A 13,697-nucleotide genomic window follows, 5' to 3' on the forward strand; every position below is an offset into this window, starting at 1 on the left:
CGCAATGTCCAGAACATTAAGGGAACATATTTCCTGATCCCGCTCCATGAGAGCGTAGACCCCGGATCACGTCCGGGGTGACGAAGGAGGGGCGCGGTGCCCCCTCAGCGCGTCGCGCCGGGTTTCCACAGGATATCGCCGCCAGCAGCAGCGTTGAGGTGACGCGTCAGAACGAAGAGATGGTCCGACAGGCGATTGAGATAGCTGAGCGCGAGCGGATTGAGATCGCGTTCGGCGCCCGCTGCGACGCCCGCACGTTCGGCGCGCCGGGTAATCGCGCGGGCGAGGTGGAGGCGCGCCGCCGCCTCGGTCCCGCCGGGCAGGATGAAGCTTTTGAGCGAACCGAGCGCGTCGTTCATCGCGTCGATTTCATCTTCGAGGCGCGCAATCTGGCTGGGGACGATCCGCAGCGCCATATCGTGCGGACCGAAACCGAACTGGATATCGGGCGGGGTCGCAAGGTCGGCGCCAAGGTCGAAAAGCTCGTTCTGGATACGCGACAGCATCGCGGCTTCCTCGCTCGCCGGATCGAGAGCAGCCGCCGCAATCCCGACCGCGCTGTTCGCTTCGTCGACGTCGCCGATCGCCGCCATCAGCCCGTCCGATTTGGCGATACGCGATCCGTCGACAAGTCCGGTGGTGCCGTCATCGCCCGTGCGCGTGTAGATCTTGTTGAGTTTGACCATGATATGCGCGGGCTCAGCTGCCGCCGGCCGCCGTCAGGCCGATCACCACGAGCAGGATGATCGTGATCGCCTGCCACTTGATGCGCGACATCATCATTTTATTCTGCATCAACTGATTTTCCTCGACCTTGCCTTCCATCGCGGCGTGGTGGCCCTGCGAGAAATAGAAAAGGCCCCGCGCGAGCGAGAAGAGGACGAATCCGGCCGCGACAACGACCGCCAGGACGAGAAGGATTTGCATGACGCTATTTTAGGGATTTTGCAGCGAATAGCCAGCGGGAAGCCGCCCGGCGCGCAAATCGGCGGCGAGCGCGCGGCCGTCGATGCCCGCGGCGCGCAACGAGGCGAGCGACGCCGCGGCGTCGCGCTTCGCCAGCCGCTTGCCGTCGGGGCCGCAGATGAGGCCGTGGTGGCGATAGACTGGGGTCGGGAGATCGAGGAGCGCCTGAAGCAGGCGGTGGACATCGGTCGAGGCGATGAGGTCGGCACCGCGCACGACGTGCGTCACGCCCATATTGGAATCGTCGAGAGTGCTGGCGAGATGATAGCTGGCGGGGGCGTCCTTGCGCGCGAGGACGATATCGCCGTGGGCGCGGGGGGCGGCGGCGCGCATCCCCTGCCCCTGCTCCTCCCATATGAGGTCGCCCGCCCCTGCCGCGGCACGGTCCATGTCGAGCCGCCAGCAATGCGCCTCCCCCGCCGCGATGCGCCGCGCGCGCTCCTCGGCGGAGAGGTCGCGGCAGATACCGGGATAGACCACACCCGACGGGCCATGCGGCGCCGAAAGGCTGGCGGCGATATCGGCGCGGGTGCAGAAACAGGGATAGACAAGGTCGCGGGCGCGCAGCGTCTCCAGCGCTGCCGCATAATCGCCGAGCCGCTGCGACTGGCGTACCGGTTCGCCGTCCCAGTCGAGCCCGAGCCATGCGAGATCGGCGAGCGAAGCGCCTACATATTCGTCGCGCGAGCGGCTGCCGTCGATGTCGTCGATGCGCAGCACGAACCGGCCGCCGGCTGCCCGCGCGGCGCCGTGCGCGAGCTGCGCGCTATAAGCATGGCCGAGATGGAGTTCGCCCGTCGGACTGGGCGCGAATCGGGTCAGCATGGCGGTCCCGGTGATTTCAGGGACTGCGCGCGGCAATGCCCTATATGCTGTGGTCGCGACTTTTGAATCATTCCATATCTTGCGGCAATTGCCCCCTTGACGTCAGATTCAGATACGTCATGTAATGACAGTGTCACTCGGGAACGGCAGTGGCGCGCCATCCCTCGCAGCAAAAGGGGCAGCGTCGAAAAGCCATGTTCCATCCCGATCTCGCCCGACATCCTGATAGCTGTCCCGCATTGGTGCTCAACGCCGATTATACGCCGCTCAGCTATTACCCGCTCAGCCTGTGGCCCTGGCAAACCGCGGTCAAGGCGGTTTTCCTCGACCGCGTCACCATCGTCGAAAATTACGAACGCGAAATCCATTCGCCAACGCGCACGATGCCGATCCCCAGCGTCATTGCGCTGCGCCAATATGTGAAGCCGTCGCAGCACCCCGCCTTCACGCGGTTCAACCTGTTCCTGCGCGACCGTTTTTCATGCCAATATTGCGGGGCGGGCAAAGACCTGACGTTCGACCATGTCGTTCCGCGCCGGCTGGGCGGACGGACGAGCTGGGAAAATGTCACCACCGCCTGCGCACCGTGTAACCTGCGCAAAGGCGGCCGGACGCCGCAACAGGCACATATGCCGATCTATCGCCAGCCGTGGCGCCCGACGACCTGGCAGTTGCAGGACAATGGCCGCGCCTTTCCCCCGGGATATCTGCACGAAAGCTGGATCGACTGGCTGTACTGGGACGTCGAACTGGAAGGATGACAGGCGCACAACGGGGCAGACAGCATCAATTCACCTGAGCGGTTCCAGAGCGCCGCCAACCATTGAAACAGGAGAATGTCATGGTCCGTATCACCCGCGCTGTCGCGCTCAGCCTCGCCACCCTGCCGCTTGCCGCCTGCGCGACGATCATGCCGTCCGAAGAGCCGGTATCGGTCACCGGCAACATCACCTATCGCGAGCGCATGGCGCTGCCCCCGACCGTGCAGGTCGAAATCCAGCTCGCCGACGTCAGCCTGATGGACGCCCCGTCAAAGACGATCGCCCAGCAGTCGTTCACCGCCGATGGCCGGCAGGTGCCCTTTCCCTTTACCCTGACGGTCGATCAGCGCCGCCTCGACCCGCGCGGCCGCTATGCGGTCTCGGCGCGGATCACCGACGCGTCGGGGAAGCTGATGTTCATCACCGATACGCATAATAGCGTGACCTTCACGGGCCAGCCGCGCATCGACCTGGGGACGCTGGTCCTCATCAAGACGCGCTGACGACAGGATATGACAGGCGCGCATAGCTATGCGCGCCTGTCCCGCCGCTTGACGCTGCGCCTTCGCAGGTGCAGCAAAGCGGTCATGGGCCCTCCGATACAGATCTCGCAAAATCCCGACATCCGCTATCTGGGGCGGATCCTCGGTGACGTTATCCGCGCCTATGGCGGCGACAAGCTGTATCGCCAGACCGAATATATCCGATCGTCGAGCGTCGACCGGCACCGCGGGATCGCGGGGGCCGAGGCGATCGACCCGGGGCTCGACGCGCTGGGCCTTGACGACACGATCGCCTTCGTTCGCGGCTTCATGCTGTTTTCGATGCTCGCCAATCTTGCCGAGGACCGGCAGGGAGTGGCGGCGGAGCCCGAGGCGACCGTCGCGGCGGCGCTCACCAAGCTGAAGACCGACGGGATCGGCAGTGATGCGGTTGCCGCGCTGCTCGACGCCGCGCTGATCGCGCCGGTGCTGACCGCGCATCCGACCGAGGTACGCCGCAAGTCGATGCTCGACCACAAGAACCGCATCGCCGAGCTGATGCTGCTGCGCGATACGGGGGCCGACGAAACCCCCGAGGGCGATGTGCTTGAGGATGCGATCCGGCGGCAGATCGTGCTGTTGTGGCAGACGCGTCCGCTGCGCACCGAAAAATTGTTTGTCGCCGACGAGATCGACAATGCGCTGACCTATTTGCGCGACGTGTTCCTGCCCGTGGTGCCGAAACTCTATGCGCGTTGGGAAAAGGAACTGGGCCAGCGCCCCGCAAGCTTCCTGCGCGTCGGCAGCTGGATCGGCGGCGACCGCGACGGCAACCCCTTCGTCACCGCCGAGACATTGCAAATGGCGACAGGGCGCAACGCCGCCGCTGTACTGGGCCATTATATCGACGCGGTCCACGCGCTGGGCGCCGAGCTGTCGGTGTCGTCGGCGCTGGCGCCGGTGTCCGAAGCGGTCGAGACGCTGGCCGAGGCGAGCGGCGACGATGCGCCGAGCCGCCGCGACGAGCCTTATCGCCGCGCCTTGTCGGGGATTTATGCGCGGCTGTGCGCGACCTATGCCGCCATCGTCGGCCGCGCACCCCCGCGTCCGTCGGCGTTGACGGGGCGGATTTACGAGTCCCCTGCCGATTTTCGCGGCGACCTTATCACGCTCGCCAATGGCTTGTCGGCGAGCGGCGAAGGCCAGCTCGGCGGAATCGGCGCGATCGGGCGATTGATCCGCGCGGTCGAAGTCTTCGGTTTCCATCTGGCGACGCTCGACATGCGGCAGAATAGCGCGGTGCATGAGCGCGTGCTGGCCGAACTGCTACAGGTTTCGGGCGTGTGCGCCGATTATCTGGCGCTGGACGAAGACGCGCGCGTCGCGCTGCTGACCGCCGAGTTGCAGAGCGACCGGCCGCTCGCGGCGCCGTGGCACGCATGGTCAGAAGAGACCGCGGGCGAACTCGCGATCGTCCATGCCGCCGCCGACGTCCGCAGGCGGCTGGGCGGGCAAGCGATCTGCCAGTGGATCATCAGCATGGCGCAGGACCTGTCCGACTTGCTGGAAGTCCATGTCCTCGCGCGCGAGGCCGGGCTGTGGCGCAGCGGCGAGGCGGCGGGCGAGAGCAATCTGATGGTCGTGCCTTTGTTCGAGACGATCGCCGATCTCGACCGCGCACCCGACATCATGGCGCGATATTTCGCGATGCCAGAAATCGGCCCGCAGGTTGTCTTACGCGGCCATCAGGAAGTGATGATCGGCTATTCGGATTCGAACAAGGACGGCGGTTATCTGACCTCGACCTGGGGGCTGCATCAGGCGTCGCAGGCGCTGACCCCGGTGTTCGAGGCGGCGGGGCCGTCGATGCAATTGTTCCACGGCCGCGGCGGCGCGGTCGGGCGCGGCGGCGGCAGCGCCTTTGCCGCAATCCGCGCCCAGCCCGCGTCCACGGTGCAGGGCCGCATCCGCATCACCGAACAGGGCGAAGTGATCGCCGCCAAATTCGGCACGAGCGAAAGCGCGGCGACCAATCTGGAAGCGATGGTGTCGGCGAGCCTGCTCGCAAGCCTCGAACCCGACGCGCTGGGCACGGCCGACGCGCCGCGCTTTACCGAGGCGATGGGAAAATTGTCGGACAGCGCCTTCGCCGCCTATCGCGGGCTGGTCTATGACACACCGACGTTCAAGGATTTCTTCCGCGCGATGACCCCGATCGCCGAGATTGCGACGCTGAAAATCGGGTCGCGCCCGTCGAGCCGCACCAAGAGCAGCGCGATCGAGGATTTGCGCGCAATCCCGTGGGTCTTCAGCTGGTCGCAGGCGCGCGCGATGCTGCCCGGCTGGTACGGCACGGGCGAGGCGTTCGCGGGCTTTGGCGACAAGGCCTTGCTGTCCGACATGGCGCAAGGCTGGCCCTTCTTCGCCGCACTGCTCGACAATATGGAGATGGTGCTGGCGAAATCCGACATGGGGATCGCGGCGCGTTATGCCGAGCTGGCGAACCATGTCGACGGGCATGAAGCGATCTTCGGCCGCATCCGCGACGGATGGAACCGCGCGCATGACGGGCTGCTCGACATCACCGGCCAGACGCGATTGCTCGACAAGAATCCGGCGCTGGAGGCGTCGATCCGGTTGCGGCTGCCCTATATCGAGCCGCTGAACCTGTTGCAGATCGAGCTGATGAAACGCCACCGCGCGGGCGAGACCGACCCTCGGATTGCCGAGGGGATTCAGCTGACAATCAACGCGATCGCGACCGCGCTCAGGAATAGCGGGTAGGAATTCGTCGCCCCCGCGAAGGCGACGGATATTATTTCGAAGTGATCAGCGCTTCGCCCTTGGCCTGCGTGCCGTCGGGGGCGAAGCTGATCCGGAACATGTCGCCATCGCTGGCGGTGCCCGCGAGCGTGTCGCCGGTGCGGGTGATCTTGACGCCCTTCTTCGCGAACTCGGCGGCCATCCAGTCAGCGGCCTTTGCAGGCGCGGCGGGCGCGGTGAAGCCGAACTTCACCACCGCGTCGTTCGCGCCATTTTTGTCATTGGCCTTGACGTCCATCGCGGTGATCTTGCTGCCGGGATAGAGCTTGACCCCGTCGATGTCGAAATCACTCCCGAGGTCCATGTCGCCAAGGTCGGGGATATCGAGGTCGATATTCACGCCTTCGCCGTTGATCTTCAGCTTGCCGCCATCCTTGCCCGAACTGATCTGGAGGTTCCCGCCGTCGCCGTCGGCATTGATGCTGATTTCAGTTTCGTCGTTCGCCTTTTTCTCCTGCCCGCAAGCGGCGAGGAGCATGATCGGCGGAATGAGGAAGGCGAGACGCATGACCAATCTCCTTGGTGAGTTATATTGATAATACACCAAGGAGATTGTTGAGTCAATTTCCCCTCACATCGTCATGCCGGACTTGATCCGGCATCCATAACAGCGCCGCCGTCATGGACCCCGGATCAAATCCGGGGTGACGATGAAAGAAAGGTTGGAGCTACGCGTCGATGCCGGTGCTGATATTGCCATGGACGATCCCGCCGTCGACAGTGATCGTGTCGCCGACGACATAGTCGCCCGCCTTCGACGCGAGGAAGATGGCGGCGCCCGCCATATCTTCGGGTACGCCGATGCGCTTGACCGGGATGCTTTGCGCGACCGCGTCGCCATGGTCGCGCGCGGCCTTGTTCATGTCCGACTGGAAGGCGCCCGGCGCGATCGCGGTGACGAGGATATGATCGCTGACCAGACGTGCGGCGAGCCGCTTGGTGAGGTAAAGGATCGCCGCCTTCGACGCATGATAGCTGTAGGTTTCCCACGGGTTGAGACGCTGGCCATCGATCGAACCGATGTTGATCACCTTTGCGGGGCGGTCGGCTGTGCCGCCGGCCTTGAGCAGGCCGTGCAGCGACTGGGTGAGGAAGAAGGGCGATTTGACGTTGATGTCCATCACCTTGTCCCAGCCCGCCTCGGGGAAGCCCTCGAACGGTTCACCCCATGCCGCGCCGGCATTGTTGACGAGAATGTCGAGGCGTTCTTCGCGGGCTTCGAGTTCCTTGGCGAGCGCGCGGCAGCCCTCGACCGTCGCGAGGTCGACGGGGAGGCCGATGACCTTGCCCGGATAGCGGGTTTCGAAATCGGCGACGGCTTCCTCGATCTGCGCGGTCTTGCGCGCCGAAATATAGACGCGCGCGCAGCCCGCGGCGAGATAGCCCTCGACGATCATCTTGCCGATGCCGCGCGAGCCGCCGGTGACGAGCGCGATGCGGCCGTCGAGGCCGAACATGTTCTGGAGGTTCATTGTCGTTCTCCGATCATCCCCCTCCCGCTTGCGGGAAGGGTTAGGGGTGTGTCAGCGACGGTGAGGTTGCCCACCCCGCTGCGACTAGCCAGCAAGCTGGCAAGTCTCGCTGCCCCTCCCGCTTGCGGGAGGGGATAGATAGATCAGTAGCCGTTCATCCGGGCGACCTGGTCGATGTGATAATGCACGTCGCCCATAAATTCGGCGAGCGCGCGGTCGCGTTTCATATAGAGGCCGATGTCATATTCGTCGGTCATGCCGATGCCGCCATGCATCTGCACGCCTTCGCGCACCGCGAGATTGGCGGCGCGGCCAGCCTTGGCCTTGGCGACCGAGACCATCAGCTTCGCGCCCTCGCTGCCGTCGTCGAGCAGCTGCTGCGCCTTCATCACCGTCGCGCGCGCGACTTCCATTTCGCCATAGAGATGCGCGGCGCGGTGCTGGAGGCCCTGGAACTCGCCGATCAGCTTGCCGAACTGCTTGCGTTCCTTGAGGTAGGTGACGGTCATGTCCATCGCGCCCTGCCCGACGCCGACCATTTCGGCGGCGGCACCGGTACGGGTGGCGGCGAGCAACGCGTCGAGGATAGCCTGCCCCGCATCGACCTCGCCGATCACGGCGTCGGCATCGACCTCGACGCCGTCGAGCGTGACATGGCTTGCAAGACTGGAGTCAACGAGGCGGCGCGGATCGGCAGTAACGCCCTTCGCATCCTTCGGCACCGCGAACAGCGTGATCCCGCCGTCGGTCTTCGCCGCAACGATGCTCATGTCCGCGGCATGGCCGTGGAGGACGAAGCTTTTCTTGCCGTCCAATCGAAACCCGTTACCGGCGCGCGTCGCGGTGGTCGCGATACGGTCGGGGCGGTGCTTCGCGCCCTCGTCGATCGCGAGCGCGATGATCGCCTCGCCCGATGCGATCGCGGGGAGCCAGCGGTCGGCCTGCGTGCCACCCGCCTTCGCGAGCGCAGCGACCGCGCCGACGCTGGTCGCGAGGAAAGGCGACGGGGTCAGGTTGCGGCCGATTTCCTCGAGCACGATGCCCGCCTCCATATGCCCCATGCCGAGCCCGCCGTGGGCCTCGGGGACGAGCATGCCGGGCAGGCCCATTTCGGTGAACTGCGCCCAGAGATCGCGCGAGAAACCCGTTGCGTCGGCGGTATCGCGCAGACTGCGCAGATGCGAAACGGGGGCCTGTTCGGCCACGAAGGGCGCGACGCTGTCCTTGAGCATCGCCTGGTCGTCATTGTGGTACAAAGGCATGGGTCAGGCTCCGGGCAGGTCGAGAATACGCTTGGCGATGACGTTGAGCATGACTTCGCTCGTTCCGCCCTCGATCGAATTGGCTTTGGTGCGGAGCCAGCCGCGCGGGCGCGCCCCGCCCTTGGTCTCTTCGCTGTCCCATTCGAGCGCTTCGCTGCCGCCGCCCGACATGACGAGTTCGTGGCGGCGCTTGTTGAGTTCGGTGCCGACATATTTCATCATGTTCGACGAGGCGGGATGTGCGCGGCCGGTCTTCCACATGTCCATGAAACGCTCGCCCATCGCGCGATAGGCAAAGACGTCGACGTCGAACGCCGCCATTTCGGCGCGCAGGATCGGATCGTCGAGTTCGCCCGCGGCGTTCTTGCCGAACGCTTTCGCAAAGGCGCCGCCGATGCTGACCATGTCGCCGCCCGCGCCGCCGCCCGAAATCATCTCGCGTTCGTGGCCGAGCAGATATTTGGCGACGTCCCAGCCGCGGTTGATTTCGCCGACAAACTGCGTCTTGGGCACTTCGACATCGTCGAAGAAGGTTTCGCAGAAAGGGCTGTTGCCGCTGATCAGCAGGATCGGCTTGGTGGTGACGCCCTTGCTCTCCATGTCGAAGAGCATGAAAGTGATGCCCTGATATTTGTTCGCCTTGTCGGTGCGGACGAGGCAGAAGATCCAGTCGGCCTTGTCGGCATAGCTGGTCCAGATTTTCGATCCATTGACGACCCAGTGATCGCCCTTGTCTTCGCCGAAAGTCTGCAAGCTGACGAGGTCGCTGCCCGAGCCGGGTTCGCTATAGCCCTGACACCAGCGGATTTCGCCGCGTGCGATCGGGTTCAGATATTGCACCTTCTGCTCTTCGGTGCCGAATTGCAGCAGCGCGGGGCCGAGCATCCAGATGCCGAAGCTGTCGAGCGGCGAACGCGCCTTGATGCGCTTCATTTCCTGTTTGAGGATCTTGGTCTGTTCGGCGGTCAGGCCGGCGCCGCCATAGGGCTTCGGCCAGTCGGGGACGGTATAGCCCTTCGAAACACAGGCATCGAGCCATGCCTTCTGGGCGTCATTCTTGAATTTGAAGTTGCGTCCGCCCCAGCAGACATCGTCTTCGTCGCGGATCGGTTCACGCATTTCGGCGGGGCAATTCGCCTCCAGCCATTCGCGCACTTCGGTACGGAAAGCGTCGACTTCGCTCATGTCAGGTTCCTCTTCTGCCTCCAAATCTAGGGGGAGTCGCCTGCTTTACGCAAGCGTCAACTTGATCGATCCAGCCTGCCGTTACGGCGCCGTAGCGTCGGATCGAGCGCCGTTGACGCGCCCGGTCGCGTCCCTAAGTTAGGTGGCAAAAGAAAACGGGAGAATGGGTATGCGATTCGCGAACAAGATTGCCGTCGTCACCGGTGCCGCATCGGGAATCGGCAAGGCGGCGGTGCTGAAACTTGCCAGCGAAGGCGCGCATGTGTTCGCCGCCGACATCGACGAAGCCGGCGGCCAGGCGCTCGCCGCCGCGTCGAACGGCAGGATCGATTTCATCCGCTGCGACGTCACCCAACCCGCCGAAATCGAGGCGCTGATGAACGAAGCCGCGGCGCGCGGCGGCGGGATCGACATCGTCTTCAACAACGCCGCCGCGGGCGGCGACCGCGCGCCGATCGACGAGATTACGCCCGAAGGCTGGGACCGGACGATGGATCTGGTGCTGAAATCGGTCGCGATGGGAATCCGCTATGCCAGCCCGCACATGAAGGGCCGCAAAGGTGCGAGCATCGTCAACACCGCGAGCGTCGCGGCGCTGGGCGCCGGCTATTCGCCGACCGCCTATGCCGTTGCAAAGGCCGGCGTCTTGCACCTGACCAAGGTCGCGGCGACCGATCTTGCGCGTTACGGCATCCGGGTGAACGCCATCTGCCCCGGCTTCATCAACACCAATATCTTCACCTCGTCGCTCGATGTTCCAGACGCGAGCAAGGATATGGCCAAGGCGATCATCGCCGGAATGAGCGAAGCGGCGCAGCCAGTCGCGCGCGGCGGCCAGCCCGACGATATCGCCAACGCCGTCGCGTACCTCGCGAGTGAAGACAGCTCGTTCATGACCGGCACGCATATGCTGGTCGATGGCGGGCTGACGATCGGCCAGCGCCACGCGTGGGACCCGGAGGCGCCGGGAATCTTCGACGCGCTGACCGCGATGGAGGATGCGGCAAAGGCCGGGGCCGCCGCGTGAACGCCGCCGCAGCCGCGGTTCCCGCTCCGGAGAAACTGCCCCTCGGGCTGAAGCTGATGCACGGCCTCGGCAGCATCGCCTATGGCATCAAGGACAACGGGTTTTCGACCTTCCTGTTGCTGTTCTATAATCAGGTTATCGGGCTCGACGCCGGTGTCGTCGGCACCGCGATCATGGTCGCGCTGATCGCCGACGCCTTTGTCGATCCGATCATCGGCGAATTGACCGACCGCACCCGCAGTCGCTGGGGCCGCCGCCTGCCATGGCTCTATGCCGCGCCGATCCCGCTTGCGATCGCGTGGATGCTGCTGTGGAGTCCGCCCGAGATGAGCGACACGATGACCGTCGCCTGGCTGATCGGCCTTGCCATCATCGTCCGGTCGCTGGTGTCGATGTGCGAGGTGCCGTCGATCGCGATCGTCCCCGAACTCACCGCCGATTATGACGAACGCACCGTCGTCATGCGCTATCGCTATCTGTTCGGCTGGGGCGGCGGATTGCTGATCCTCCTCCTCGCCTACGGCGTCTTCTTCGGCGGCGCCAAGGGTCTGGTCGATCCCGACGGATATTTCCCCTATGCCCTCACGGGCGCGCTGATGATGTCGGGCGCGGTGCTGATTTCGGCGCTGGGGCAGCATAAGCGGATCGCGGCGTCGAACCTTGCCGACGTCAAACCCGCCATGTCGCTGGGGCATATCCTGCGCGACATGCGCGACACGCTGTCTAACCGCGCCTTCCTGTGGCTGACCTTTGCGGCGCTGTTCGGCTTCGTCAATCAGGGCATCACCTTTGCGATGAACAATTACCTGCTCGGCTTTTTCTGGAAGTTCGATCAGTTCGAAATGATCGCCTATGTGTTTCTGCTCTTCGCCTCGATGATCGCGGCCTTCCTGCTCGTCGCGCCCATATCGGCGAAGCTCGGCAAGCGCGACGGCGCCATCATGGCAGGCATGATTGCGCTGCTCGTCAACAGCGGCATCTATTTCGCATGGATTCAGGGATTTTTCCCCGGCCTGCCCGGCAAGCCAAGCGTACCGACGATGTTCGCGCTGGTCTTTATCAGCAACAGTTTCTCGATCGTGCTGATGATCCTGTCGTCGTCTATGATGGCCGACGTTGTCGAAGCGTCGCAGAGCGAAACCGGGCGCCGGTCCGAAGGCCTGTTCTTTGCGGGATATTTCTTCATGCAGAAATGCGCGACGGGCATCGGCATTTTCATCGCCGGGCAGATATTGTCCTTCGCCGCCTTTCCGGCCGCCGCGAAACCGGGGCAGGTCGGCGATGCGGTGTTGGGGAATCTGGCGCTGGGCTATTCACTCGCGATCCTGACAATCGGCACTTTGGGTCTGATCGTCATGCGACGCTTTCCGATCTCGCGCGCCGATCATGAGGCGCGGCTGGCGGTGCTTGGCGATGCGGCGCGGGTCGATCCCGACGCAAGCGGGGCGCACCCCTGACCGATCATGTCGCCGGGTGACCAAATGAGGTAATTTTCGGGCGGCAGGACTTGGCAAGGCCGGCGAATCGGTCCAAGAGTTTACGTGAACGTAAAGGGAAAGGGAGCGCAGATGGATTTCGATCTTACCGAGCGGCAGCAGCATTGGCAGGGCCGCGTGCGCGAGTTCATCGAGCGCAAAGTGCGGCCCGCCATTCCGGTCTACAAGGAACAGGATGCCGCGGGCGACCGCTGGAAAGTCATTCAGGTCGTCGAGGATCTGAAGGCCGAAGCCAAGGCGGCGGGGATCTGGAACCTGTTCATGCCGCCCAAGTCGGCGGCGCATCATCATGTCGACGAAAGCATCGAATTCGAAGGCCCCGGTCTCACCAACCTCGAATATGCGCTGTGCGCCGAGGAAATGGGCCGCGTCGGCTTTGCCAGCGAAGTGTTCAACTGCTCGGCGCCCGACACCGGAAACATGGAGGTGTTCCACCGTTACGGGACGCGCGCGCAGAAGGAAAAATATCTGCTGCCGCTGATGAGCGGCGAGATTCGCTCGGCGTTTCTGATGACCGAACCCAAGGTCGCCTCGTCCGACGCGACCAATATCGAAACGCGTATCGAGCGCGACGGCGACGATTATGTGATCAACGGCACCAAATGGTGGTCGTCGGGCGCGGGCGATCCGCGCTGCAAGGTCGCGATCGTGATGGGCAAGACCGATTTCGCCGCAAAGCGCCACGCGCAGCAGTCGATGGTGCTGATGCCGCTCGACGCGCCGGGGATCACGATCCTGCGCCACCTGCCCGTCTTCGGTTATGACGATGCCCCGCACGGCCATATGGAGATCGAGCTCAAGGACGTCCGCGTCAACGCCGAGGAAGCGATGCTGCTGGGCGAAGGACGCGGGTTCGAGATCGCGCAGGGGCGGCTCGGGCCAGGGCGCATCCATCATTGCATGCGCACGATCGGCGTCGCCGAGGAAGCGCTGGAAAAAATGTGCAAGCGGCTCCAGTCGCGCGTCGCTTTCGGCAAGACGATCGCCGAATACAGCATCTGGGAACATCGCATTGCCCGCGCGCGCATCGACATCGAAATGACGCGCCTGCTGTGCCTGAAGGCCGCCGACATGATGGACAAGGTCGGCAACAAGTCGGCCGCGGCCGAGATTGCGATGATCAAGGTGCAGGCGCCGAACATGGCGCTGAAGATCATCGACGATGCGATCCAGGCGCATGGCGGCGGCGGGGTCAGCGAGGACTTCGGCCTCGCCAAAATGTACGCCGGTCAGCGCACGCTGCGGCTGGCCGATGGCCCCGACGAAGTTCACGAACGCGCCGTCGCCCGCATCGAATTCGCCAAGCATTCCGCCGCCGCTGATCCCGGTTTTTCGTCGGGCGACATCGGGGTGTCGCGCTAAGGATATCCCTTCGCCCTGAGCCTGTCGAAGGGCCGT

13 protein-coding genes are annotated in these 13,697 nt (G+C 64.3%); 6 read left to right on the forward strand and 7 right to left on the reverse strand.

The features are described from left to right. Positions 1 to 104 precede the first annotated feature (104 nt). From ACSYDV_RS05025 to gluQRS, 3 genes are read right to left on the reverse strand one after another with little or no spacing between them, the layout of a single operon-like run. On the reverse strand, positions 105 to 686 hold the full coding sequence (locus ACSYDV_RS05025; protein WP_438322636.1) for a cob(I)yrinic acid a,c-diamide adenosyltransferase: 582 nt from the start codon (positions 684 to 686) through the stop codon (positions 105 to 107). A 13-nt stretch (positions 687 to 699) separates the two neighbouring features. After that, positions 700 to 927 (reverse strand): HIG1 domain-containing protein, encoded by a 228-nt coding sequence (locus ACSYDV_RS05030; protein ID WP_438322637.1) that lies wholly within the window; start codon positions 925 to 927, stop codon positions 700 to 702. A 9-nt stretch (positions 928 to 936) separates the two neighbouring features. After that, a complete protein-coding gene (gene gluQRS / locus ACSYDV_RS05035) occupies positions 937 to 1,791 on the reverse strand; it encodes a tRNA glutamyl-Q(34) synthetase GluQRS (protein WP_438322638.1) in 855 nt (284 codons plus the stop codon). 194 nt (positions 1,792 to 1,985) lie between these two features. Here gluQRS and ACSYDV_RS05040 point away from each other — a divergent pair, with 194 nt between their 5' ends. The 3 genes from ACSYDV_RS05040 to ppc all read left to right on the forward strand — a co-directional run bounded on the left by ACSYDV_RS05040 (position 1,986) and on the right by ppc (position 5,818). After that, on the forward strand, positions 1,986 to 2,552 hold the full coding sequence (locus tag ACSYDV_RS05040) for an HNH endonuclease (protein ID WP_438322847.1): 567 nt from the start codon (positions 1,986 to 1,988) through the stop codon (positions 2,550 to 2,552). A gap of 80 nt (positions 2,553 to 2,632) precedes the next feature. Beyond that, positions 2,633 to 3,055 (forward strand): YbaY family lipoprotein, encoded by a 423-nt coding sequence (locus tag ACSYDV_RS05045; RefSeq protein ID WP_438322639.1) that lies wholly within the window; start codon positions 2,633 to 2,635, stop codon positions 3,053 to 3,055. An 84-nt stretch (positions 3,056 to 3,139) separates the two neighbouring features. After that, complete coding sequence (gene ppc / locus ACSYDV_RS05050) at positions 3,140 to 5,818, forward strand: phosphoenolpyruvate carboxylase (RefSeq protein ID WP_438322640.1); 2,679 nt, start codon at positions 3,140 to 3,142, stop codon at positions 5,816 to 5,818. 31 nt (positions 5,819 to 5,849) lie between these two features. On the opposite strand, the gene ACSYDV_RS05055 is transcribed toward ppc, so the two are convergent. The 4 genes from ACSYDV_RS05055 to ACSYDV_RS05070 all read right to left on the reverse strand — a co-directional run bounded on the left by ACSYDV_RS05055 (position 5,850) and on the right by ACSYDV_RS05070 (position 9,776). After that, positions 5,850 to 6,365 (reverse strand): hypothetical protein, encoded by a 516-nt coding sequence (locus ACSYDV_RS05055; protein WP_438322641.1) that lies wholly within the window; start codon positions 6,363 to 6,365, stop codon positions 5,850 to 5,852. A gap of 160 nt (positions 6,366 to 6,525) precedes the next feature. Continuing rightward, complete coding sequence (locus ACSYDV_RS05060) at positions 6,526 to 7,329, reverse strand: SDR family oxidoreductase (protein ID WP_438322642.1); 804 nt, start codon at positions 7,327 to 7,329, stop codon at positions 6,526 to 6,528. 143 nt (positions 7,330 to 7,472) lie between these two features. Continuing rightward, the gene (locus ACSYDV_RS05065) at positions 7,473 to 8,591 is read right to left on the reverse strand and encodes an acyl-CoA dehydrogenase family protein (RefSeq protein WP_438322643.1); all 1,119 of its coding nucleotides are present in this window, start codon (positions 8,589 to 8,591) and stop codon (positions 7,473 to 7,475) included. Between the two features lie 3 nt (positions 8,592 to 8,594). Beyond that, positions 8,595 to 9,776: an acyl-CoA dehydrogenase family protein gene (locus tag ACSYDV_RS05070; protein WP_438322644.1), complete on the reverse strand. Its 1,182-nt coding sequence runs from the start codon at positions 9,774 to 9,776 to the stop codon at positions 8,595 to 8,597. Positions 9,777 to 9,945: 169 nt separating this feature from the next. On the opposite strand from ACSYDV_RS05070, the gene ACSYDV_RS05075 reads away from it, so the two are divergent. The 3 genes from ACSYDV_RS05075 (at position 9,946) to ACSYDV_RS05085 (ending at position 13,661) form a co-directional block, all read left to right on the forward strand. Further along, positions 9,946 to 10,803, forward strand: a complete 858-nt coding sequence (locus tag ACSYDV_RS05075; protein ID WP_438322848.1) for an SDR family NAD(P)-dependent oxidoreductase — start codon at positions 9,946 to 9,948, stop codon at positions 10,801 to 10,803. Further along, the gene (locus tag ACSYDV_RS05080; RefSeq protein WP_438322645.1) at positions 10,800 to 12,260 is read left to right on the forward strand and encodes an MFS transporter; all 1,461 of its coding nucleotides are present in this window, start codon (positions 10,800 to 10,802) and stop codon (positions 12,258 to 12,260) included. Before ACSYDV_RS05075 ends, ACSYDV_RS05080 begins: the two co-directional genes overlap by 4 nt. Positions 12,261 to 12,371: 111 nt before the next feature. Further along, positions 12,372 to 13,661, forward strand: coding sequence for an acyl-CoA dehydrogenase family protein (locus ACSYDV_RS05085; protein ID WP_438322646.1), 1,290 nt, complete (start codon positions 12,372 to 12,374; stop codon positions 13,659 to 13,661). Positions 13,662 to 13,697: the final 36 nt, after the last annotated feature.

The organism is Sphingopyxis selenitireducens, assembly GCF_051550705.1.
GTDB lineage: Bacteria > Pseudomonadota > Alphaproteobacteria > Sphingomonadales > Sphingomonadaceae > Sphingopyxis.